Source organism: Serratia sp. 14-2641 (genome assembly GCF_001692375.1).
Classification (GTDB): domain Bacteria; phylum Pseudomonadota; class Gammaproteobacteria; order Enterobacterales; family Enterobacteriaceae; genus Chania; species Chania fonticola_C.
Genome location: NZ_LXKR01000028.1, coordinates 312,668 through 336,547 on the forward strand (window position 1 = coordinate 312,668; position 23,880 = coordinate 336,547).

General features: G+C 56.6%; 21 protein-coding genes. 12 read left to right on the forward strand and 9 right to left on the reverse strand.

Going from position 1 to position 23,880, the window contains the following annotated elements:
- Nucleotides 1-47: 47 nt before the first annotated feature.
- Both abgT and A6U95_RS11945 read left to right on the forward strand, forming a co-directional pair.
- A complete protein-coding gene (abgT, locus tag A6U95_RS11940; RefSeq protein WP_065684650.1) occupies nt 48-1,574 on the forward strand; it encodes a p-aminobenzoyl-glutamate transporter in 1,527 nt (508 codons plus the stop codon).
- 119 nt (nt 1,575-1,693) lie between these two features.
- Nucleotides 1,694-2,512, forward strand: coding sequence for a shikimate 5-dehydrogenase (locus tag A6U95_RS11945; RefSeq protein ID WP_065684651.1), 819 nt, complete (start codon nt 1,694-1,696; stop codon nt 2,510-2,512).
- 207 nt (nt 2,513-2,719) lie between these two features.
- On the opposite strand, the gene exbD is transcribed toward A6U95_RS11945, so the two are convergent.
- Both exbD and exbB read right to left on the reverse strand, forming a co-directional pair.
- On the reverse strand, nt 2,720-3,142 hold the full coding sequence (gene exbD / locus A6U95_RS11950; RefSeq protein ID WP_021179543.1) for a TonB system transport protein ExbD: 423 nt from the start codon (nt 3,140-3,142) through the stop codon (nt 2,720-2,722).
- A 3-nt stretch (nt 3,143-3,145) separates the two neighbouring features.
- Entirely contained in the window at nt 3,146-4,138 is a 993-nt protein-coding gene (exbB, locus tag A6U95_RS11955; RefSeq protein WP_074423341.1) for a tol-pal system-associated acyl-CoA thioesterase, read from the reverse strand.
- Between the two features lie 590 nt (nt 4,139-4,728).
- Here exbB and A6U95_RS11960 point away from each other — a divergent pair.
- Entirely contained in the window at nt 4,729-5,385 is a 657-nt protein-coding gene (locus A6U95_RS11960; protein ID WP_021806837.1) for a DedA family protein, read from the forward strand.
- 14 nt (nt 5,386-5,399) lie between these two features.
- Here the strand turns inward: A6U95_RS11960 and A6U95_RS11965 are convergent, their stop codons facing one another.
- Entirely contained in the window at nt 5,400-6,305 is a 906-nt protein-coding gene (locus A6U95_RS11965; RefSeq protein WP_065684652.1) for a LysR family transcriptional regulator, read from the reverse strand.
- 105 nt (nt 6,306-6,410) lie between these two features.
- Here A6U95_RS11965 and A6U95_RS11970 point away from each other — a divergent pair, with 105 nt between their 5' ends.
- Nucleotides 6,411-7,433: an NAD(P)-dependent alcohol dehydrogenase gene (locus A6U95_RS11970; RefSeq protein WP_065684653.1), complete on the forward strand. Its 1,023-nt coding sequence runs from the start codon at nt 6,411-6,413 to the stop codon at nt 7,431-7,433.
- Here A6U95_RS11970 and A6U95_RS11975 read toward each other — a convergent pair.
- Nucleotides 7,430-8,344: an AraC family transcriptional regulator gene (locus A6U95_RS11975; RefSeq protein ID WP_065684812.1), complete on the reverse strand. Its 915-nt coding sequence runs from the start codon at nt 8,342-8,344 to the stop codon at nt 7,430-7,432. The genes A6U95_RS11970 and A6U95_RS11975 overlap by 4 nt on opposite strands.
- 191 nt (nt 8,345-8,535) lie before the next feature.
- On the opposite strand from A6U95_RS11975, the gene yqhD reads away from it, so the two are divergent.
- The 4 genes from yqhD (at nt 8,536) to A6U95_RS11995 (ending at nt 12,550) form a co-directional block, all read left to right on the forward strand.
- Nucleotides 8,536-9,699 (forward strand): alcohol dehydrogenase, encoded by a 1,164-nt coding sequence (yqhD, locus tag A6U95_RS11980; protein WP_065684654.1) that lies wholly within the window; start codon nt 8,536-8,538, stop codon nt 9,697-9,699.
- Nucleotides 9,700-9,855: 156 nt separating this feature from the next.
- A complete protein-coding gene (locus A6U95_RS11985; RefSeq protein ID WP_065684655.1) occupies nt 9,856-10,902 on the forward strand; it encodes an NAD(P)-dependent alcohol dehydrogenase in 1,047 nt (348 codons plus the stop codon).
- An 87-nt stretch (nt 10,903-10,989) separates the two neighbouring features.
- A complete protein-coding gene (dkgA, locus tag A6U95_RS11990) occupies nt 10,990-11,805 on the forward strand; it encodes a 2,5-didehydrogluconate reductase DkgA (RefSeq protein WP_024529134.1) in 816 nt (271 codons plus the stop codon).
- A 139-nt stretch (nt 11,806-11,944) separates the two neighbouring features.
- On the forward strand, nt 11,945-12,550 hold the full coding sequence (locus A6U95_RS11995) for a transglycosylase SLT domain-containing protein (protein WP_021806846.1): 606 nt from the start codon (nt 11,945-11,947) through the stop codon (nt 12,548-12,550).
- A 104-nt stretch (nt 12,551-12,654) separates the two neighbouring features.
- On the opposite strand, the gene A6U95_RS12000 is transcribed toward A6U95_RS11995, so the two are convergent.
- Together A6U95_RS12000 and A6U95_RS12005 are read right to left on the reverse strand one after the other, a co-directional pair.
- Entirely contained in the window at nt 12,655-14,820 is a 2,166-nt protein-coding gene (locus tag A6U95_RS12000; RefSeq protein WP_065684656.1) for a YgiQ family radical SAM protein, read from the reverse strand.
- Between the two features lie 87 nt (nt 14,821-14,907).
- On the reverse strand, nt 14,908-15,642 hold the full coding sequence (locus A6U95_RS12005) for a GntR family transcriptional regulator (RefSeq protein WP_065684657.1): 735 nt from the start codon (nt 15,640-15,642) through the stop codon (nt 14,908-14,910).
- A 216-nt stretch (nt 15,643-15,858) separates the two neighbouring features.
- Here A6U95_RS12005 and A6U95_RS12010 point away from each other — a divergent pair, with 216 nt between their 5' ends.
- The 3 genes from A6U95_RS12010 to A6U95_RS12020 are packed head-to-tail and all read left to right on the forward strand — an operon-like array spanning nt 15,859 to nt 19,207.
- The gene (locus tag A6U95_RS12010) at nt 15,859-16,875 is read left to right on the forward strand and encodes an ADP-ribosylglycohydrolase family protein (RefSeq protein ID WP_065684658.1); all 1,017 of its coding nucleotides are present in this window, start codon (nt 15,859-15,861) and stop codon (nt 16,873-16,875) included.
- Between the two features lie 8 nt (nt 16,876-16,883).
- Nucleotides 16,884-18,281, forward strand: coding sequence for a cytosine permease (locus A6U95_RS12015; protein WP_065684659.1), 1,398 nt, complete (start codon nt 16,884-16,886; stop codon nt 18,279-18,281).
- Nucleotides 18,278-19,207 (forward strand): PfkB family carbohydrate kinase, encoded by a 930-nt coding sequence (locus A6U95_RS12020; protein ID WP_065684660.1) that lies wholly within the window; start codon nt 18,278-18,280, stop codon nt 19,205-19,207. Before A6U95_RS12015 ends, A6U95_RS12020 begins: the two co-directional genes overlap by 4 nt.
- A gap of 36 nt (nt 19,208-19,243) precedes the next feature.
- Here the strand turns inward: A6U95_RS12020 and A6U95_RS12025 are convergent, their stop codons facing one another.
- Entirely contained in the window at nt 19,244-20,503 is a 1,260-nt protein-coding gene (locus A6U95_RS12025; protein WP_065684661.1) for a nucleoside permease, read from the reverse strand.
- Nucleotides 20,504-20,577: 74 nt separating this feature from the next.
- Nucleotides 20,578-21,399: a xanthosine phosphorylase gene (gene xapA / locus A6U95_RS12030; protein ID WP_065684662.1), complete on the reverse strand. Its 822-nt coding sequence runs from the start codon at nt 21,397-21,399 to the stop codon at nt 20,578-20,580.
- A gap of 133 nt (nt 21,400-21,532) precedes the next feature.
- Here xapA and A6U95_RS12035 point away from each other — a divergent pair, with 133 nt between their 5' ends.
- Entirely contained in the window at nt 21,533-22,447 is a 915-nt protein-coding gene (locus tag A6U95_RS12035; protein WP_024529144.1) for a LysR family transcriptional regulator, read from the forward strand.
- Here A6U95_RS12035 and ftsP read toward each other — a convergent pair.
- Nucleotides 22,444-23,859, reverse strand: a complete 1,416-nt coding sequence (ftsP, locus tag A6U95_RS12040; RefSeq protein ID WP_065684663.1) for a cell division protein FtsP — start codon at nt 23,857-23,859, stop codon at nt 22,444-22,446. The genes A6U95_RS12035 and ftsP overlap by 4 nt on opposite strands.
- Nucleotides 23,860-23,880: the final 21 nt, after the last annotated feature.

Sequence of the window (23,880 nt, forward strand, 5' to 3'; positions counted from 1 at the left end):
GATCCCTAAAACTATAAAAATCTGATTACGGACAAGAGGGTAATATCATGAGTGAGATAGCATCATCCGCCAATAAAAGCCCCGGGCGTATTTTTTACTGGGTAGAACGTATCGGTAATAAAATTCCCAACCCCTTCCTGTTATTCGTTTATTTAATCGTGGTGTTAATGCTCGCCACCGCGCTCATTTCCTGGTTGGGTCTGGTGGTGAAAAACCCGGCTACCGGGGAAATGATCCAGGTAAAAAATCTGCTGAGCGTGGAGGGAATACAATGGATCCTCCCCAATATCATTCACAACTTCAGCGGATTTGCGCCATTGGGCGCGATCCTGGCGCTGGTGATTGGGGCCGGTCTGGCGGAAAAGGTCGGCCTGTTGCAGGCGCTGATGTACAAAATGGCCTCACACGTCAGCGCTGGCTACGCCAGCTATATGGTGCTGTTTATCGCCTTCTTCAGCCATATTTCCTCCGATGCCGCGCTGGTGGTGATGCCGCCGCTGGGGGCGTTGATCTTCCTGGCCGTCGGGCGTAACCCCATTGCCGGGCTATTGGCGGCGATCGCCGGTGTCGGCTCGGGGTTTACCGCCAACCTGCTGATTGTCACCACCGATGTGCTGCTTTCCGGCATCAGTACCGAAGCGGCCAAAGCGGTTGACGGCGCAATCCACGTCAGCGTGATCGATAACTGGTACTTTATGGCCACCTCGGTGATCGTACTGACCATTACCGGCGCGTTACTAACGGATAAATTTATCGAGCCACGGCTACCAAAATGGCAAGGCACCTCCGATGACAAACTTGAAGCGCTCACCCCATTACAAAACCGTGGTCTGATGATGAGTGGTATCGCCGCGCTGGTGTTTATCGCCGTGATGGCCGCGCTGGTAGTGCCAGAGGGTGCCCCACTGCGCGATCCGCAAACCGGCTCGGTGATCCCTTCACCCTTTATAAAAGGCATTGTGCCGATCATCATCCTGTTCTTCTTCACCGTCGCCATCACTTACGGCGTCGTCACCAAGAGCATCCGACGCCCAGACGATATCCCCAACCAGCTGGTCGAGCCGATGAAGAACATGGCAGGCTTTATCGTCATGGTGTTCCCGCTGTCGCAGTTTGTAGCGTTCTTCAACTGGAGCAACATGGGCAAGTTTATGGCCATCGGCCTGACGGATCTGCTGGAGGCGGCCGGAATGAGCGGCGCACCGGCGTTCCTCGGCCTGATGTTCCTGTCGGCCTTCCTGTGCATGTTTATTGCCAGCGGCTCCGCCATCTGGTCGATCCTGGCCCCGATCTTCGTACCGATGTTTATGCTGTTGGGCTTTCACCCAGCCTTCGCCCAGATGATTTTCCGCATCGCGGACTCATCCGTGCTGCCGCTGGCCCCGATGTCGCCATTCCTACCGCTATTCCTTGGCTTTCTGCAGCGCTACCTGAAAGGCGCCAAACTCGGCACCTACTACGTGCTGATCATGCCCTATCCGTTGGTGTTCTTCGCCGTCTGGACCCTGCTGCTAGTGGTGTGGTACCTGCTCGGGCTGCCTATCGGGCCTGGGGTCTACCCGAAAATGGGGTAAACCAATGCCGAAAAATTTGTGCTCAATAACCCGTTTTTTGGCGTAAGCTGAACCGATTATCCCCGCTGGATGCTTGCTAGCCGGTGGGGACACTTATTTCAATGCGCTAAGGACCTGCTATGAGTCGTGAAATCAACAAAGATACGCAGCTGTGTATGTCACTGGCCGGTCGGCCTGGCAATTTCGGCACCCGTTTCCACAACTATCTGTATCAGGAACTGGATCTGAACTTCATCTATAAGGCGTTCACCACCAAAGATATTCAGGCAGCGGTCGGCGGCGTGCGCGCTTTGGGTATTCGCGGCTGTGCGGTTTCCATGCCGTTCAAGGAGAGCTGTATTCCCTTCCTTGATGAACTGGATGCGTCAGCCACGGCGATTGAATCGGTCAATACCATCGTCAACGACGACGGCTTCCTGCGGGCCTATAACACCGACTATATCGCCATCGCCAAACTGCTGGCGAAATACCAGATCCCCCCGACCACCTCGTTTGCTCTGCGTGGCAGCGGTGGTATGGCCAAGGCGGTAACCGCCGCCCTGCGCGATGCCGGGTTCAAGAACGGCCATATCATTGCGCGCAACCCACAGGCGGGCCAGGCGCTGGCAGCGCAATATGGTTATCAGTGGCAGCCAGAAGTGGGCGATTTACAGGTTGAGATGGTGATTAACGTCACGCCGATCGGCATGGCGGGCGGTAGCGAAGCCGAGCAGTTGGCCTTTGAACCGGCCACTATCAAGACTGCCAAGATTGCCTTCGACGTTGTTGCACTGCCAGCAGAAACCCCGCTGATCCGCTATGCAAGGGAGCAGGGTTTGCAGGTGGTGACCGGTGCCGAAGTGATCGCTCTACAGGCTTTGGAGCAGTTTGTGTTGTACACCGGCGTGCGCCCTTCCGATGAGCAAATCACCCGCGCTGCGGCACATGCTCGTGGCTAAATAGCCCGAGAAAATATCAACTGGCTCACCACGTAGGGCGCTGCAGGCTGACCCGTTGAAATAATCAATGGGTTAAGTCGATTGGGGTTGTCAGCAGTATCATGGGAATTCGGGGAAAGGGGGCAGATTTCGCGGGGATAAGCAGGTAATAGCGCCCTCTTCCTCGAGTTAGGCAACCCGAAGAAGAGGAAATGGCTGAGTTTCAGATTACTTGGCCACGCCTTCCATTCCCACCAGCCCCACTTTCAGGTAGCCGGCTTTGCGTAGCGTATCCATCACGCTCATCAGCGTTTCATAATCTACGGTCTTGTCCGCCTGGAAGAAGATGGTGGTTTCTTTATTCGCCTGCGTGCGTTGATCCAGCACCGCCGTCAGTTGTTCCGCCGTCACCGGCTCATCACCCACGTACAGCTGCTTGTCTGCCTTCACCGACAGGAACACCGGTTTTTCCGGACGCGGCTGCGGTTTAGCGGAAGAAGCGGGCAGATCGACACGAATATCTACCGTTGCCAGCGGCGCAGCCACCATAAAGATGATCAACAGCACCAGCATGACGTCGATAAACGGCGTCACGTTGATTTCATGCAGTTCGCCGCTGTCGTCCAGATCTTCATTTAAGCGCATCGCCATAACTCACCCCACCCGCAGTTGGTGCGCATGCTGCGAACGTTTGGCATCGGCCGAGGCCGCCAGATCCAGATCGCGGCCCAACAGCAGCAGCACCTGCGCCGCCACATCGCCCACCTGAGCACGGTGGCCGCCAATAACGCGAGCAAAGATGTTGTAGATCACTACCGCAGGGATAGCTGCAACCAGACCGAGCGCGGTGGCCAGCAAGGCTTCCGCAATCCCCGGGGCAACCACTGCCAGGTTGGTGGTTTGCGAATGGGCAATGCCGATAAAGCTGTTCATGATGCCCCATACGGTACCGAACAGGCCGACAAACGGTGAAATGGCGCCGATGGTGGCCAGGAAGCCATTGCCGCGCCCCAGCTGACGCCCATAGGCCGCTACGCGACGTTCCAGACGGAAACCGGTACGCTCTTTAATGCCGTTGTTGTCGTTAGAGGCCGCCGACAGCTCCAGTTCGTTCTGCGCATCTTGCAGCAGCACCGCACTGATGCTCTCTTGCGAGAAGCTTTGCGCCAGTTCGGAGGCATCGTCCAGCGAACGCACGTCGGCCAGCGCCAACTGCTCACGGCGCAGACGGCGCTTGGAACGAAACAGCTCACTGCCTTTGGCAAACAGAATGGTCCAGGTGACGATAGACGCCAACACCAGGCCAATCATCACGATTTTCACCACGATATCGGCGTGCTGATACATACCCCAGACGGAAAGATCCATACCACGCGTTTCAGGCGGTTGGATGGCCGGTTCAGGATTAACCGGGGTGATATTTTCCGGGGTACCCGCCACTGGGGTTACCGTTGTTGGTGCGGCCGGTGTCGTTGCCGCGGCAACGCTTTCAGCGACTGCTGGTGCAGTGGCCGGAGCCGCCTGAGCGTTGCCCGCCAACCCCACCACCAACACCAGTGAGGCGATCACACTGCGCCCCAATGCGCCCCATTGCCCACGGCCTGCGCCCTGAGCACTTTGATTTGTCATTTTGCCAGCCGTTTTCACGCTGTGCCTCCACCCATTTCAACATTTAAGGAAGAATTCAGCGTGCGATCATATCAAACCAATCAGGGATTGATAGTAGTTATCATTATTATTTGAAGAATTACGCATCGACGAGCAAAAAATGATACAACCCCAGTCACTATCAGGGTTTGCGCGTCGTTTGGCATAACATTGCCTACCCATAATGCTAACAAAATCATCACTCAAACGGCTGTTTTTTACCCCAACAGGCTATAAACGGTGTGAATAGATCACGCAATCACTGCGGGAAAATGTCTGCGGGCGCAGCATCCTCCCCCCCTACGTAAGGGCCGGTTGATGAGGAGTGGCTAGAATAAAATCACATACTAAGGCACGAGCTTTTACGGCGTTTTTACTTGGCCATCCCGACGGTTGCCTGTACTTTTTCCGAGTTTTACGGCCTTTGCCACATTTTCTATGCTCTGTTTAATGTCCGCTTAAGCTAATAGCGGTACACTATATTGTGCTCTTGGGCCTCACCGCCGTGTGTGGCCTAAATTTACCGGTGAGCATGGCTATAACAGCACGGTAGCCTATAGAAAGTCAGCCCAGGCACCCCAGGATAAAGAATGGATGTATTAAGAGAGATTGTTCACGCACTGTGGACGCAAGACTTTACTGCACTTGCCGATCCCAGCGTGATTTGGGTGGTTTATGCCGTCCTTTTTACCACCTTGTTTTTGGAAAACGGTTTGTTGCCCGCTTCCTTCCTGCCCGGAGATAGCTTACTGCTGTTGGCAGGTGCCTTGATCGCCAAAGGCGTGATGAACTTTATCCCCACGCTGATTATTCTGACGGTCGCCGCCAGCCTTGGCTGTTGGCTCAGCTATCTGCAAGGGCGATGGCTTGGCCATACTTCGGTGGTGAAAGGCTGGTTGCTACAGCTACCGGCGCAATACCACCAGCGCGCGCACATGCTGTTTAACCGCCACGGACTGGTCGCTCTGCTGATTGGCCGTTTTTTGGCGTTTGTACGCACCCTGTTGCCTACCATGGCCGGTATTTCGGGCCTCAATAGCGCCCGTTTTCAAATCTTTAACTGGCTCAGCGGCTTGCTGTGGGTAGGCTCGGTAGTCACGCTGGGCTATGCCTTTAGCCAAATCCCGCTGGTTAAACGCCACGAAGATCAGGTGATGGCCGGGCTGATGATCCTGCCGATGGTGTTGTTGGTCGTTGGGCTGCTAGGCGTGATGCTGGTCGTTTGGCGTAAAAAACGCGCCTCCTGAGTCAGGTGGCGCGACTATAGCGCCATCCTCGCAGGCAGGTGGCTGACCAGCGCATCCACCGCCAGCCGCACTTTCAAGGGTAAATGCGGCGTGAGCGGCCAGACGGCATGCACTTCAAAGTCTTTCCCCGGTACCTCCCCCAATACCTGCTGTAATCGGCCTTCCAGCAAGGCATCACGGATTAGCCAGCATGGCAGCCAGGCAATGCCAAACCCGGCCACCGCCGCGTCGGCAATCGCCTGCAGATCGTCCATCAGCAAGCGAGGTTTTGGCATCACTTCTCGCGTTGTTCCGTCTGCCTGCGGGATCAACCAGCTACGTATCATTGAGGCGTAGCGATAAGCGATGGCATCGTGCTGGGGCAGCTCCTCAACGCTTTCTGGGACACCACTGCGAGCCAGATACTCCGGCGAGGCGCATAGGGTCATGCGGTTATCCCCTAACCTTCTAGCCACCAGCCCGGCACTGTTCGGCAATGGACCATTGCGCACCGCCAGATCGAATCCTTCCTCAGCCAAATCCACCACCCGATCGCTAAATGACAGATCGAGTTCCAATCCTGGATGCTCACGCGACAATGCGGTAAGCACCGGCGCGATACACAGGCGGCCAATCAGCACTGGCATCGAGACCCGTAACCGGCCACTGACCTGCCGCTTACCGCTTTCCAGCAGGTTCTCTGCGACGCGGATCTCTTCCAACGCCCGTAAACAACGCTCATAGAACAGCGCGCCATCGTCAGTCAGGTTCAGGCTGCGGGTGGTGCGGTGAAACAGGCGTACGCCCAACCGTTGCTCCAACCGGGCGATAGTTTTGCCCACCGCCGAACGGGAGAGATGCAACCTGTTGGCCGCCAGCGCAAAACTGCCCGCCTCCACCACGCTGACCAATACCGAAATGCCGCTTAATCGGTCACTCATCACTTGTAGCCTTTTAGGAAACAATCTTGTGAAATTTTATCGCCACTGGTGATTTTAAATCAACGCTATTATCTGTGAATATCTTCAACCCATCAGGAGCACCTCATGACCGAAACCATGCAACGCTGGACGATGAACGCCGTAGGGCGTGAACATCTGCAATTAACCGAGAGCGCCATTCCACAACCCGGCCCACATCAGGTTCGGGTCAAAGTGAACGCCGTGGCGCTGAATTACCGCGATAAAATGGTGATAGAAGGCACCATGCCGTTGGATCTGCCGCTGCCGTTTACCCCAGCCTCGGATATGGCTGGCGTGGTAGACGCGGTGGGAAGCGGCAGCACGCGTTTTCGCCCTGGCGATCGGGTGATCTCTACCTTTAGCCCGGACTGGATAGAGGGTAAGCCTGATGGTGATGCGCGCATTCCACCTTACCGTACGGCAGGCGGTACCTATCAAGGGATGCTGGCCGAATACGTGGTGGTCGATGAAAACTGGCTGAGCGCAGCTCCCGGCACGCTAGACGATGCCGAAGCCAGTACCTTACCCTGCGCTGGGCTGACGGCCTGGTTTGCCTTGGTAGAACGCGGTCATTTGCGTGCCGGGGAATCGGTATTGGTACAAGGCACCGGTGGCGTTGCCTTATTCGCGCTACAGATTGCCAAAGCCCACGGAGCACAGGTCTTTGTCACCTCCAGCAGCGAAGGTAAGCTGCTACGTGCCAAGGCGTTAGGGGCCGATCACGGCATTCACCGCCTGCGAGAGGATTGGGTGGAGTCGATCTATCAACTGACGCAGGATCGCGGTATCGATCATATTGTCGAAACCATTGGCGGCAGCAATCTGGCCAATTCACTACGCGCCGTGGCGATACATGGCCGTATCTCGGTCATTGGCGTACTGGAGGGTTTTGATATTGCCATTCCAGCTAGCCTATTGCTGCTGAAATCGCCGCAGATCCAGGGCATCGGTGTAGGCCACCGCCGCGCATTGGAAGATTTGGTACGCGCCGTCGACGCCAACGGCATCAAGCCTGTCATCGACCAGCGTTACCGTTTCGATCAGCTACCCGCGGCGCTCGATCACCTCGATCGCGGCCCGTTCGGCAAAATAGTACTGACGCGTTAACCTTGCATGATGGCGCTATTGTCCCGCAGCCGGGCGATCTCATCGCTCGGCGTAATGCCAAACAGTCGCTTAAACTCGCGGCTGAACTGCGAAGCGCTCTCGTAGCCCACGCGGATCGCCGCCGTGCTGGCCTTCAGGCCGTCATGCAGCATCAGCAAACGCGCCTTGTGCAGACGATACGACTTCACATACTGCAGCGGCGAGGTATTGGTCACTGCCTTGAAGTTATGGTGAAACGCCGACACGCTCATGTTCACTTCGTACGCCAACTGTTCGACGTTGATGTTCTCGGCATACTGATTCTCAATCCGCCGCAACGCCTTGGCGATCTGGCTGAAATGGGTATGCCGGTTAACCAGCTCCTGCAACGAAGCACCGCAACTGCCACGCAGCACGTAATAAAGCAGCTCACGCACGATCTGTGGCCCCAGCACCCGCGCATCCAACGGTTTCTCCATCACGTCCAACAGACGTTCTGTGGCGCACAGCATTTCATCGCTAAGCACTGAGAGATTAACGCCGCTGCTTTCCCCCCTAGGCTGCATCAGATAATCGTCATCACCGATATCGATCAGCAGATCCTGTAGCATCTGGGTGTCGATATTGACCGCCAGCCCCACCAGCGGCTGTTCCGGACTGGCAAAGGTTTCACACTCAAACGGCAGCGATACCGTCATCAACAGGTAATTGCGCGGATCGTACTGAAACACCTTGCTGCCACAGTAGCCCACCTTGTGGCCCTGAAAGATGATGACGATGCCAGGCTCATACATCACCGGCTGACGCGGGTAATACTCATCGCTATACAACACCTTCACCATAGGTACGGGCGTTGGGCTATAGCCTTTGGCGGCGGCAAAGCGCATCGCCTGGCGCGCCATACGGCTACGTAGTTCAACGTTCTCCATCAGCAAGCCCCTCTAATCGCCTGAATAATTCGACACGGATAATAACCATAAAGATGCTTTTTCTACAGTGTAGTGTAGAAATAGGCAAGACACCGACAGGAATGTGCATTGTGCGATCGGGCCAGGTTACCGACAATAGACTCCAGCTATTTTGCGCCGCTGGCGCTTCCCTGACACGAAAAGAGAATACGATAATGCAAAACTTCATCCTCCACACCCCAACCAAAATCCTGTTCGGTAAAGGCCAGATTGCCGAATTAGGCAAACAAATTCCGGCAGACGCCCGCATCCTGATCACCTACGGCGGTGGCAGCGTGAAGAACAACGGCGTGCTGGATCAGGTCTATGCCGCGCTGGCTGGCCGTAACGTGCAGGAGTTCTCCGGTATCGAGCCTAACCCGACTTATGAAACCCTGATGAAAGCGGTAGAAATCGTGCGGGCAGAAAAGATCGACTTTCTGCTGGCGGTCGGCGGCGGCTCGGTGGTTGATGGCACCAAATTCATCGCGGCGGCGGCCGACTACCAGGCCGATCGCGATCCTTGGCATATCCTGAAAACCGTGGGCAGCGAGATCGTCAGCGCAGTACCGATGGGCTGTGTGCTGACCTTGCCAGCGACCGGCTCCGAGTCCAACAGCGGCGCGGTGATCACCCGTAAAAGCAGCGGCGACAAACAGCACTTCTTCTCCCCGCTGGTGCAGCCTCTGTTCGCCGTGCTCGATCCGGTGGTGACCTATTCGTTGCCTCCACGCCAAATCGCCAACGGCGTAGTGGACGCCTTTGTCCACACCATTGAGCAGTACCTGACTTACCCGGTCGATGCCAAGGTGCAGGATCGCTTTGCCGAAGGCCTGCTGTTAACGTTGCTCGAAGATGGCCCACGTGCGCTGGCCGAACCGGAAAACTATGCGGTACGTGCCAACGTGATGTGGAGTGCCACCATGGCGCTGAACGGCCTGATCGGTGCCGGTGTGCCGCAAGATTGGGCAACGCATATGCTCGGCCATGAACTGACCGCCATGCACGGCCTGGATCATGCGCAAACCCTGGCCGTCGTCCTGCCTGCCTTGCTGGTAGAGAAAAAAGCCCAGAAACGCGAAAAACTGCTGCAGTACGCCGATCGCGTCTGGGGCCTGCGTGAGGGTTCCGAAGAAAGCCGTATCGACGGTGCAATCGCCGCCACCCGCGCCTTCTTTGAGCAAATGGGCGTGCCAACCCGTCTGTCTGATTATCAACTCGACGGTAGCTCCATCCCTGCGCTGCTCGACAAATTGCACCAGCACGGCATGACCGCACTGGGCGAGCATGGGGACATCACGCTGGAAGTCAGCCAACGCATTTATCAAGCGGCACGCTAATTGCTGGCGCACGATTTCATCGCAACATCACAGTTTCCTGCTAGGCTTTAGTTTCTACTTACCGTGCCCGACCGATCATCGGGCACGGTTGTGCGCCTTATCTGCGCTTTCGATCGCATCGCATAACATCGTCTCGTTAACTCATGGGAGAATTTTATGGCGAACCAATCCAGCTCCGTCTCTGACAATAGCATTCGTGCCTGGGCAGCGCCCGGCAAGGGACAGCCGCTTGAACCTTTTACCTTCGACGCCGGTACATTAGGCGACGATGAGATTGAAGTTGCTATCGATTACTGTGGCGTCTGCCACTCCGACCTCTCCATGCTGAACAATGAATGGGGCATCACCCACTACCCGTTCGTGCCCGGCCATGAGGTGGTGGGAAAAATCACCAAGCTGGGTGCCCATGCGCAGAACAAAGGGCTGAAGGTTGGCCAGGTGGTGGGCGTTGGCTGGAATCGCGGCAGCTGTATGCACTGCCACCCCTGTATGTCTGGGGATCAGCATCTGTGCAACGAGGTACAACCTACCATTATTGGTCGTCACGGTGGTTTTGCCGATCGCATCCGCAGCCACTGGGCCTGGGCAATCCCATTGCCGGAAGGCGTTGACGTGACCAGTGCCGGGCCGCTGTTCTGCGGTGGGATCACGGTGTTCAACCCACTATTGCAATACGATGTCCGCCCGACACAGCGCGTTGGCGTGGTTGGTATTGGTGGCCTGGGTCACATGGCGATCCGCTTTATGCATGCCTGGGGCTGTGAAGTCACCGCCTTCACCTCGTCCAACAGCAAACGTGACGAAGCGCTTTCGTTGGGAGCTCACCGAGTAGTGGCCAGCAATGACAGTGCCGCATTACAGGCCATTGCCAATCAACTCGACTTTATTCTGGTCACCGCCAGCGCCTCTTTAGATTGGGACGCCTTCATCGGCACCTTGGCCCCGAAAGGCCGCCTGCACTTCGTTGGGGCGATCCCCGACCCGGTGCCGGTTCAGGTGTTCTCATTTATCAGCAAACAGGCTGAACTTTCCGCTTCACCTACCGGGGCTCCTTCACGCCTTGCTGACATGCTGGCGTTCTGCGCCCGGCATGGCATTGAGCCGCAGGTGGAGCATTTCCCACTGAGCAAGGTCAACGATGCCATCGCGCATCTGGAAGCGGGCAAAGCCCGTTACCGTATCGTACTGGATATGCACGCTTGAGGTCGCAAACTCGGCAAGCGCTGAGGTGGCGAACTAAAATTCATGTAAGCAGGCTTTGGCCTGAAAGCAGTCATAAGGAGATAGCGCATGCAACCCATCATCAAACTCCACGATGGTAATCTGATGCCGCAGTTGGGACTCGGCGTATGGCAAGCCAGCATTGAAGAAACCACGCAGGCCGTCACCAAGGCGCTGGAAGTCGGCTATCGCTCCATCGATACCGCCGCGATTTATAAAAATGAGGAAGGGGTAGGTGCCGCGCTGCAAGCTACCTCGATCCCACGTGAAGAGCTATTTATCACCACCAAACTGTGGAACGACGATCAGGGTAATCCGCAGGCGGCGCTGGAAACCAGCCTGAAAAAGCTGAAGCTGGATTACGTCGATCTCTACCTGATCCACTGGCCGAAACCGGCACAGGATCAGTATGTCGAAGCCTGGCGCGGCTTGATCAAACTGCGTGAGCAAGGGCTGGTGAAAAGCATCGGCGTCTGTAACTTCCACACGCCACATCTACAACGCCTGCTGGATGAAACCAGCGTCGCGCCGGTGATCAACCAGATCGAACTGCACCCGCTGCTGCAACAGCGCCAGCTGCGCGCCTGGAATGCCACCCACCATATCGCCACCGAATCCTGGAGTCCGTTGGCGCAAGGGGGTGAAGGCGTCTTCGATCAACCGCTGATCAAGAAGCTGGCGGAGAAGTACAACAAGACGCCTGCACAGATCGTCGTGCGCTGGCATCTGGACAGCGGCCTGATCGTGATCCCGAAATCGGTTACGCCAGCACGCATTCGCGAAAACTTTGAGGTGTTTGATTTCAAACTGGATAAGGACGAACTGGGCGAAATCACCAAGCTGGATATTGGCAACCGCTTGGGGCCGGATCCCGATTCACTGTAAGCTTGGCGGGGCCGCACTGTCGGCCCCGTTGCTTTATTGTTGGCAGCCTCTCGCGTTAATTGGCTTTTAACCCAAGATCTTATCGGCCGCTGGCGCTATGATATGGCGCAGCAATCCGATCACAGCAGCTTGGAGTTTCATGACCTTCTCTTTCTCATCTTTGCCGCGCCTGACCATGGTGTTAATGCTGTTGGTATTGGCCGGCTGTTCCAGCAAGCACCAACGTACCAGCCACGATCCTCACGCCTATGACGATGAAATCGAAGACGCGGCCGACGAGTATGATGTTGATGAAAAACTGATCGCCGCCATTATCCAGGTAGAATCTGGCTTTAATCCAAAAGCTGTCAGCCCTTCCAACGCCATCGGCCTGATGCAGCTCAAGGCGAATACCGCCGGTTGTGATGCCTACCGTTTTAAAGGCAAACGCGGCTGCCCGGATGATGACGATCTGTTGGATCCCGAAACCAATATCGATCTGGGCGCGGCCTATATCGGGGCGCTGCAACAGCAGCAACTGAAGTGGATTGACGATCCAGTGACCCGCCGCTATGCCACTGAAGTGGCCTATGCCAACGGCGCAGGAGCCTTGCTACGTACCTTCTCCAGCGATCGCAAAAAAGCCATCAGAATGATCAACAACCTGTCACCCGAGGCCTTTCACTGGCATGTGCGCCAGTACCACCCCTCACCGCAGGCACCGCGTTATATGCTGAAGGTCGAGGCGGCGTATAACAGTTTGTAGACTGGCAATAGCTAGCTCCATAGAGTCTTCCCTGAAAGGGATAATGTATGGAATATCCCCTAGAGGGGATAAAAGAAAGGGAGCCACTTGGGCTCCCTGCTCTATCAGGCCTTACCGTTGCGGATAGGCTTGCGCGGTAGCTTGTTGGACGGTGTGCGCTGGCGGGTAATGTCCGTGTGCTTGGTCAACGCCGGGCGGGTATGCCGCTGTAAGCGCTTGGCCTCGCGCTGTTCGTCGATGCTCGGTGCTGGCACCAGGCATTCGCGACGGCCACCAATCAGGTGCTTCATTCCCATCTCTTCCAACGCCGTACGGATCAGCGGCCAGTTAAGCGGATCGTGATAGCGCAACAATGCCTTATGCAGGCGGCGCTGGCGATCGCCCTTCGGAATAAACACGTCTTCGCTCTTATATCCCACCTTACCCAACGGGTTCTTGCCGCTGTAATACATGGTGGTGGAGTTCGCCATTGGCGACGGGTAGAAGTTCTGTACCTGATCGAGACGGAAACGGTTTTTCTTCAGCCACAGCGCCAGATTCACCATGTCCTCATCGCGGGTGCCCGGATGCGAGGAGATGAAATAAGGGATCAGATACTGCTCTTTACCTGCCTGTTTGGAATACTGATCGAACAGCTGCTTGAAGCGATCGTAGCTGCCCATTCCTGGCTTCATCATCTTGGACAATGGCCCGGTTTCAGTATGCTCCGGTGCGATCTTCAGATAGCCGCCCACGTGATGGGTCGCCAATTCCTTGATATAACGCGGATCTTCAACCGCCAGATCGTAACGCACCCCGGAGGCGATCAGGATCTTCTTGATCCCTTCCAGCTCACGGGCGCGGCGGTAGAGTTTGATGGTCGGCTCATGGTTGGTATCCATATAGGTACAGATTTCCGGATACACACAGGAGGCACGGCGGCAGGTTTGCTCGGCACGCGGGTTGGTGCAGCGCAACATATACATGTTGGCCGTTGGGCCACCCAGATCGGAGATCACTCCGGTAAAGCCCGGCACCTTGTCGCGGATCTCTTCGATTTCACGCACGATCGAGTCTTCCGAACGGCTCTGGATAATGCGCCCTTCATGCTCGGTGATTGAACAGAACGAACAGCCACCGTAGCAACCACGCATAATGTTCACCGAGAAGCGGATCATATCGTAGGCCGGGATACGCTCTTCGCCATAAGATGGGTGCGGCACACGCTGGTACGGCAGGGCAAACACGCTGTCCATTTCCGGCGTGGTGAGCGGGATCGCCGGTGGGTTGATCCACACGTAGCGGTCGCCATGTTTTTGCATTAACGCACGGGCGCAGCCAGGGTTGGTTTCATGGTGCAGGATGCGCGAAGTGTGGGCATACAGCACCTTGTCCGCCTTCACCTTCTCGAAGGAAGGCAGCAGCACGTAGGTTTTTTCCCACGGCTTGGGCTTGGCGGCACGTACGGTGACCGGCTTGGCCTCTGGCTCTGGCGTGCTGCCGTCGGCACAGGGCAAATCTTCACCGTAAGGATTAGGGATTGGCTCGATACGGCCCGGCTTGTCCAGGCGAGTGGAATCCACCCCGCTCCAGCCCGGCATGGCCCCTTTACGCATCACTGCGGTGTTACGGATATCGTGGATATCCTGAATTTTTTCACCCGCCGCCAGGCGATGCGCCAACTCCACCAGCGGGCGTTCGCCGTTGCCGTAGATCAGCATATCGGCCTTGGAATCCACCAGGACCGAGCGGCGCACGGTATCCGACCAGTAATCATAATGGGCAATACGGCGCAGACTGGCTTCGATACCGCCCAGGATGACGGGCACATCTTTATAGGCTTCTCTACAGCGTTGGCTATAGACCAGCGTGGCGCGATCCGGGCGTTTGCCGCCCACGTTACCGGCGGTATAGGCATCGTCATGACGCAGCTTACGATCGGCGGTATAGCGGTTGATCATCGAGTCCATATTGCCAGCGGTCACGCCGAAGAACAGGTTCGGTTTGCCCAAACGCATAAAGTCTTCTTTGTTGCTCCAGTCCGGCTGAGCAATGATCCCCACGCGGAAGCCCTGAGCTTCCAGCATGCGGCCCACAATCGCCATGCCAAAGCTTGGGTGATCGACGTAAGCGTCCCCGCTGATCACAATCACATCGCAGCTATCCCAGCCTAATTGGTCCATCTCCTCACGCGACATCGGTAAAAACGGCGCGGGGCCAAAACATTCGGCCCAATAAGGCTCGTAGGAGAACAATTCACGTTCGGGTTGGATCAGGCTGGTAGTGCTCATTCGGGTGCTCTTGTGCAGGTTAATTTATCGCCGGGCGGCGATTATACGCACTCGCCGCCAAAAGAGCATGGTTATTTCTCAGATTACTCAGCTTTTGACCTCAAACTCGTACACATCGCTGCGGCACAGCGTTTCGCTGAACTCCAGCACTTCGCCCTGGGCATTGCGGCTGGTCTGGACAATGCGTAACAGCGGTGTGCCGCTTTGCACATTCAGCAAGCTGGCGTTCTCGTCATTGCTGGCAACCGCCTTCAATAAAAAATGCCTGCCCTCTGGCACAATGCCTCGCGACTTCCATAGGGCATACAGCGAGTGTTCCAGCTCTTCGGGATCGGGCAGAAAACGGGTCGGGATATAGGTGGTTTCCAACGACACCGGATTGCCATCCATCAACCGCAGGCGACGTAACTTGACCACGATACTGTCGCTTGCCAACTCCAGCGCCTTGGCTACCTCGCTGGGTGCCTTTATGCAGGAACGCAACAGCCATTGGTTACTGACGCTGCTGCCACTGCGCAAAACCTGCGCGGTAAAGCCATTATCCTGATTGAGGGAATAGCCGATGTGCATAGCCACTCGAGTACCAATGCCCTGTTGGCGCGAGACCAGCGCTTTTTCTTCCAGCAACCTCATCGCCTTACTGACGGTGACCCGTGACAAATCCAATGCTTCAGCCAGCATGCGTTCCGGCGGTAAAAAATCGCCAACGCCCAAGACACGCTGTTTAATGGCAATTTCGAGGGAATTCGCCAGCTGGATGTAACGTGGTGCCGCCGCTGCCTGTGAAAACTGCTGACGCAGCAAGGCAATAAAATCATTCATCGGACCCACCTCTGATTTGTTCGCATTCCTCAAGCCGCCTCGTTTTTACCATATTTGTCACATTCAGGGTAATTACATCATGCGCGCTTGCATTGGACTTAGATTGGAGTCACATTTTTCAACCATTGGACTTTAATTGGATCCATTTTACAGTTAACATTAGCAACACTGATGTTTTACATCGGTTAGCACCAACACCAGGGAACACCCATATAAATGAAAAATATAAAAAATCCTCACCACGCCATACTCGGAGCGCTCTATGGGCAAGCCGTGGGCGATGCGATGGGGATGCCGTCAGAACTGTGGCCATTACAACAGGTTAGTGATTATTTTGGTTGGATCACCAGCTTCCTGCCTGGCCCGGCAGAAAATATCGCAGCAAACGGCTTTATCGCCGGGGAATACACGGATGACACCCAGCAGGCAGTGGCCTTGATAGATGCGCTGTTGGCCGCAGAGGGCCGGGTCGAACCGGAACGTATAGCTCACCACATCATGCTGTGGGCAGAACGGATCGGGGCCTTTGAGAAAAATATCCTCGGCCCCAGCTCCAAAGCCGCGCTGTTGGCGTTCCGCGCCGGTACGCCAGTGGCAGAGATCGCCGCTAACGGCGTGACCAATGGAGCGGCCATGCGTGTAGCTCCGTTAGGTTGCCTGCTGCCAAGCGGCGATTTGCCAGCCTTTATCACAGCGGTAAGGCTGTCTTGCAGCCCGACCCACAAGTCGGATATCGCCGTAGCTGGCGCTTTTGCCATTGCCTGGGCCGTTAGCCGGGCTGTCGAAGGCGCGGATTGGGTCACCATCAAGCAAGAACTGCCCGCACGGGTGGAGCAGGTGCAACAGCAACATATCACCACCTTCAGCCCTTCGCTCAGTCGCCGTCTGGTTTGGGCGCTGGAGTTCACCGCTAACCTGCGCCATCTGCCGGATAGCGAAGCATTGGCGGAGCTTTACCATACCGTCGGTGCCGGGATGGACACTATCGAGTCAATCCCGATGGCGTTGGCACTGGTTGAACTGGCAGGCACCGATCCGCAGCGTTGTGCGATCCTGGCCGCCAATCTGGGTGGAGATACCGATACCATTGGCGCCATGGCAACGGCAATCTGCGGAGCCTTACGCGGCATAGCCGCCTTCCCGGCGGAGTGGATTGCCACGATCAATAGCGCCAATCAAATAGATTTTGAGCCCTACGCGGCCGCTCTCCTCAGGCTGCGCAAACAGGAATAAATCGCACCATGAGTGAAATCAACCGCAGTGAGACATGGAAAGTAGAAAGCACGGGGATCGATCGCGTACCGGATGCCGAGCAGACCGGTAAACCGCTCGAACTGTTCTGGATATGGTCTGCCGCCAACATCGGCATTCTCGGCGTGGTGTACGGGGCAATTATTGTCGCGTTCGGCCTGTCCTTTATCCAGTCCATCCTGGCCGCATTGGTCGGGGTAGCCAGTTTTGCTTTGGTAGGTTATACCAGCTTCGCCGGCAAACGTGGCCGTACCTCTACTTTGACCTTATCGCGGGTGATTTTTGGCCTGAAGGGCAACATCGCCCCCACCACCTTCAGTTGGATCAACCTGATGGGTTGGGAAGCGGTGAACGTCATCACCGGCACACTCACCCTGGCGGCGCTGTTCCAGGCCATAGGCCTGGGTGAAAGCCACTCCCTTACCGCTTTCAGCCTGTTGCTGTTTGGTGGCTTGACCATCGTAGTCAGCCTGCTGGGCCAGAACACGGTAGTCTGGATGCAGAGCTGGTTCAGCCGGATATTCGGCACCATGACGCTGATTGTGGTGCTGTATATCGTCTTCACCACCGAATGGGGCAAAGTGCTGTCACTGCCTTCCGGTAGTTGGTTGACCGGCTTCCTGCCCGCCGTTTCGGTGATCGCAGCCGGTACCGGTATCAGTTGGGCCATTGCCGGGGCCGATTACAGCCGTTATCAAAGCCCGGAATCTTCAGACAAAAGCATCTTTGCCGCCGTGGTGGGCGGTGCCTGCCTGCCCCTGATCCTGCTGATGTTCACCGGCATTCTGCTTTCGGTACAGTTGCCGGATCTGGCCAGCGCCGCCAACCCGATTGCGTTAATCGGCTCGGTGCTGCCAAAGTGGATGGCCATCCCTTATCTGTTGGCCGCGACCGCCGGTATCGTCACTATTGCGGTGCTCAGCCTCTACTCCGCCAGCCTTAACCTGCTAACGTTAGGCGTGAAGGTGAAACAGTCGCTGGCCGTCTCCATTGACGCCGTGGTGATCCTTGGCATCGCCATCTATGTACTGTTTATCTCTGGCGACTTTATGGGGCCATTTATCTCTTTCCTGGTGTTCTGCGGGGTATTCCTTGCCGCCTGGGAAGCCATTTTCATTCTCGATTATGCTAAAGTGCGCCGTCATCATGGTTACGACGGTAATGCCCTGTACGGCCTGAACGGCCAGAACCGCGGCGTGCGTAAGGTGCCACTATTCTGCTGGTTCCTCGGCGCCTTGTGCGGGCTGCTAGTGACCAAAACCGGCTTTATCGATGGCCCATTGGCTAAAGGCCTGTTCGCTGATTCAAGCCTGGGGCTGTTCGTTTCCTTCCTGGTCAGCCTGGTTGCCTATGGCCTCTATCTGGCAAGTAACAAAGGACATCAATGAGTGAATTTGTCGCAGTAAAACCCATTCTGGTGGTAGGCGGTGCCGTAGGTGATGTGGTCCTCACGCTGCCAAAGCTGCCAGCCAGCGGTGAAGATATCGAAGCGCAGCCACAAGAGCGACAGATTGGCGGTTGCGCCTTCAACGTAGCACGGGCGCTACGCCGCCTGGATGTTCCCGTGATTAACGGTATGCCGGTTGGCAACGGAGACTGGGGAACAGCCATCGAAGCCGCCATGCAGGAGCTGGATCTGCCGGTGCTGCTACGCCATGGCCAGTTGGATAATGGTTGGTGCCTGGCGTTGGTGGAACCCAACGGTGAACGTACTTTTGTTACCGTGACCGGTTGTGAAGCCCATTGGAATAAGGCGCAGCTGGCTACCCTACCGCTAACGCCGGAAACGGTGGTGTATGCCAACGGCTATGAACTGGTGGGAGAACCCGGTGAAGCACTGCGAGACTGGCTTACCCGCCTGCCGTTCGATCAGTGGCGGCTGCTGGATCCCGGCCCGCGCGTCGATCAATTAGGTGAAGAGTTTTTCGCCATGCTTAGCGATAGCCACACCTTACTCACCCTCAATCGTGACGAAGTCGCGATCTTGTGTGGGGAAGGTGACGCCGTCAGCGCCGCACAACGTTATGCCACAGCGCATAACATTACCCTGATCTGCCGGTTGGATCGTGACGGCGCCTGGGTCTGTGATGGCCGCAATGAACCGCAGCATGTGCCCGTTTACCCGGTTGACGTCGTTGATACCATCGGCGCGGGGGATGCCCACTGCGCGGGTTTGCTAGCCGGGCTTTCCGCTGGCCTGTCGTTGGTACAAGCGGTCGATCTTGCCAACCGCGTGGCCGCCTGCGTGGTGGCCAGCCGTGGTGCCGCCGGAGCTCCAGACTGGCAACAACTGCAACAGCGTTTTCCCGCCTGATATCACAGGGGCTGAACTCAGCCCCTGTGTTTTACCTCAATGCGCCTTCTGCAGCTCGCCGCTCATCTCTTCCGGCCGATGTTGATAGTTGAAAGACAGGGCAAAAATCACCCCCAGCACCAGCGTATAGGCGGCAAATACCAGCCAGATACTCTGCCAATCTTTCACCCCGTTATGGGTGAAGAAGTCCACAACCTCGCCGCTGGCAATGGCTCCAACGTAAGCCCCTGCACCGTTGACCATGGTCATGAACAGCCCCTGAGCGCTGGCACGAATGCGGTGGTCGGTTTCTTTCTCCACAAAGATGGCGCCGGAAATATTGAAGAAATCAAACGCGCAGCCGTAAACGATCATTGAAAGCAGGAGCAGTAGGAAGCCGAACCCGGCAGGCGTACCGTAGGCCAGGAACAGGAAACGCAACGTCCAGGCCGCCATGCTGATCAGCATCACCTGCTTGATGCCATATCTCCGCAGGAAGAACGGAATGGTGAGGATGAAAAACACCTCAGAGATTTGCGACAGGGAGAGCAGCACCGAAGGATAGCGCACGCTGAGGCTGTCCTGATAAAGCGGGTTAAGAGAGAAATCGTGCAGGAACGGGTTGCCGAAGGTATTGGTGATTTGCAGCGCCGCCCCCAGCAACATCGCAAACAGGAAGAACACCGCCATGCGCTTTTGCTTGAACAGCACGAACGCATCCAGCCCCAACATGCTGACCCAGCTTTGCGAGCGTTTCACCTTGTTGGTCGGGCAATTTGGCAACGTCAGGGAGTAGACTGCCAATAGCAGCGACACCGCGGAAGCCAGATACAGCTGCATATTGCTCAATTCAATACGGCTAAAGCTGATTAGCCACATCGCCAGAATAAAGCCCACGGTGCCATAAACCCGCACCGGCGGGAAATCCTTGACCGTATCAAAACCGTGCTTTTCCAGGCAGAAGTAAGAAATGGCGTTGGAAAGCGCCATGGTGGGCATATAGACCATCGCGTTGAACAGCATGACCCAGAACATCACCATCGGCTGATCGACCTGTGCAGCGTAGTACAACGCCACCGCCCCCAGCAGATGACACAGGCCATACAGACGGTTGGCCTTGATCCAGCGATCGGCAATGATCCCGGCCAGGCTTGGCATGATCAGCGCGGCGATCCCCTTCGAGCTGTACACCATACCAACCTGCGCCCCGCTGAAGTGCAGGGTGTTGATCATGTAGGAACCCAACGTCACCAACCAGGCGCCCCAGATAAAGAACTGGAGAAAGATCATCACCTTCAATCGTGTTTTTATTGCCATTACCATCACCTTATTGTTGTGATTTACGCGGCAAGGTAGGGACTTGCCGCGGGGTAGTCAGATGGAAATAAGGATTACAGCGTTTTGAAGAACTCACGGATCAGGCGCATAAAGTCGTCTGCCGCCAGCGCAGCGCAGCTCAGCGTCTGCTCATGGGAAAGCGGCGTATCGGATAACCCTTCGGCATAGTTGGTCATCGCCGAAACCACCAGCACTTTCAGGCCGCAGTGCCGGGCCGAAAGCACTTCTGGCACGATCGACATCCCCACCACGTCACAGCCCAGCGTCTGCATCATGCGGATCTCGGCCGGGGTTTCAAAGTTCGGGCCGGTGTAGGCGGCAAACACCCCTTCTGCCAGTGGGATACCGGCCTTGGCCGCTACCGCCGCCAGCTGCGCACGCAGGTCTCGATCGTAGGCATTAGCCAGGCTGAAGAAGCGTGGACCAAAACGCTCGTCGTTAGCACCCACCAGCGGGGATTCCGGCATAAAGTTGATGTGGTCGGTCAGCGCCACCAGGCTACCCGGGGCGACCGATTTACGCAGTGAACCAGCAGCATTGGTCGCCAGCAGGAATTCACAGCCCAGCAGTTTGAAGGTGCGCACGGCGGTGGTCATCACCTGCATGCCACGGCCCTCATAGAAATGTCCGCGCCCTTTCATGCACAACACTGGCACACCTTCCAACCAGCCCGCCACCAGTTGCCCTGCATGGCCCACTACGCCGCTCACCGGGAAACCCGGAAGTTCGGTATAGTCGATGGTCACGGCGTCGGTCATTACATCTGCCAGTGCCCCCAGCCCCGATCCCAGAATCAATGCAGCGCGAGGTTGAAAGCCGGATAGTCTGGTCCGCAGCACGTCGGCACAAGAAAAAGCATCGTCTTGATTAAACATAGTATTCTCTTCTGTAGGGGGATAATTTAATCCCCATAGTAGAGAGCGACAGCGGGTGGCGACCAATACATTGTTGCCCGCTGATTTATTCTGTTTACCTATAAATACCCTGCATCGGGAGGCCCGAGAAACCATGAAAAAGCCACTACCCGACCCTAGCCGGATCAACTTTCGCCTGCTGCACTATTTCCGCGTGGTGGCGGAGGAGATGAACTTTACCCAGGCCGCACAGCGGCTGAACATGTCCCAGCCGCCGCTCAGCAAACATATCAAAGAGCTGGAAAGCCAGCTGGGGGTGGAGTTGTTCAAACGCACCACCCGCTCCATGGCGCTGACGCAGGCTGGCCGCACACTGTTCCATAACGTCGAAACGTTGCTCGATCAGGCGGGCAATGCGCTCAATCAGGTGCAGCAACTGGGCCGTGGCGAGGCCGGCCATATGGTGATTGGCATGGTAGGCACCTCTGTCTGGGGCGGTTTGATCCCGGCACTAAAACGCTTTACCGGGCAGGAAGAGAAGGTCACCTGGACGTTGAATGAACAAACTCCCAGCCAGCAGATCGTCTCATTGCAGAAGCGGCATATCGATATCGGGGTCTGGCGTGAGGCAAAACAACAGGCGCTGCCGGGGCTAGCCTGTCAATTATTGGCGCGGGAGAAGATCTCGGTGGTGCTGCCAACGGGGCATCCACTGGCAACCGGGGAAGAAATCCAACTGCAAGCCCTGGAGCATGACAAATTTATCGTGCTGCCGCCCAACGAGGCCAGCCTGGGGCTGTATCTGCACAACCTGTGTCTGCAACATGGCTTTGCGCCGGACATCGTCCATCAGGTCAATGAACCGCAAACCTTGATGGCGCTGGTGGCGGAAGGCTTTGGTATTACGTTATTGCCGGACAGCTACGGGCGCATACCATGGCCCGGTGTACGGTTCTGCCCGTTGCAGGCGGCCCCTTCGGCGGATCTGTATGCGATCTACCACGCCGAAAGTGCCACTCCGGTGGTGAAGGCGTTCCTGAAAATGCTGCGAACGCCCGGGGCTGTTTAAGCGGAAGCCTGAACCACAAACTGGCCGGTCGAACCGCGATCGGCCATTTCCAACGTCTGGCTGTAGAACAGAAACGGGAAGTGCTCCGAGGAAACCTGGTTGAAGTACACCAGCAGCTCCACGTCGCCGTCGACCCAGACGGTATCCTTCCAGCCGCGATCCTCCGCCATCGGCTGCGCGCCATTGACGCGCTTAATCAGGAACTGTACGCCCTGAATGTGGAACGCCTGCGGCGTATCGGCATGAATGGTCCAACGCTCCCAGGTGCCCTGCATCGTTTGTACGTCGATGCGGTTCATATCCCAGATAGCCCCGTTGATCCCGGCCATCTTGTCGCCCAGACGGAATTCACGCGAGCGGCTGACGTTACCATCCAGCAGTTGATCTGCCAGCAGGCGCATCGGCAGATTGTCGGTGACCAGCGGCAACAGGCCTGTCGGTTTCAACGTCAGTACCTGGGTGGAAACCAGCATGCTGGAAGGTTCAAACAGGCCACGCAGACGATCCATGATCCCTGCCGCTTCACCGGCGGTGAGAGTCACTTCGGCCCCCTGCGACATGTCGATCAGCACTTCGCGGCGCTCACCTGGAGCCAGAGAAAGTTGCTGTACCGCGACCGGTGCAGGCAGGAATCCCTGATCGCTGGCAATCACGTTGATCGGCCGCCCGTCGCTCAACTGCAACGAATAGCGCCGTGAGTTCGAGGCGTTCAACAGGCGCAGGCGAACCCAGCCACGTGAGACTTCGATAAACGGGTTCTGCACGCCGTTAACCAACAGCGTATCGCCAATAAAGCCCCCCTGCGCCGGAGGATCGTATTCCGGCGTACCAAAGTTATCCAGGCGCTTGTCCTGAATAATCAGTGGAAAATCATCGACGCCGTAATGGTTAGGCAGCGGCAGGTTTTTACTGATTTCATCCTCGACCAGCCATAGGCCAGCCAGGCCGTTGTAAACGTGTGGTGCCATACGGTTCGGCGTGTTGGCGTGATACCAGCAGGTGGCCGCCGCCTGACGAATAGGGATCACCGGCGACCAGTCAACGTTGGGCGACATCATGCGCGGCGCACCGCCCATCAGGGTACCTGGCACCTGCAACCCGCTGATGGTCATCGATACCGGCTCGGGCAGGCGGTTGCTGTAGATCAGTTTGACGTCGTCACCGTTGTAGACCCGCACCGTCGGCCCCAGATACATACCGTTGACGCCCCAGACGGACGCTTTGCGGTTGTCCATAAAGGCCCAATGGGCACGTTGCAGGGTTAAAAACAGCGGCTGACCACGGCGTGATTCCAGCAGTGGCGGGATCGGTAACGGAGTTGGCATCCCGCTCGCTTCGGCCCTCAGCGGCACGGTTCCCGCGCATAGCGCCAAGCCCGATGCCTGAATAAACTGACGTCGACTGAGTGACATATCTTCTCCATGAAAACAAAG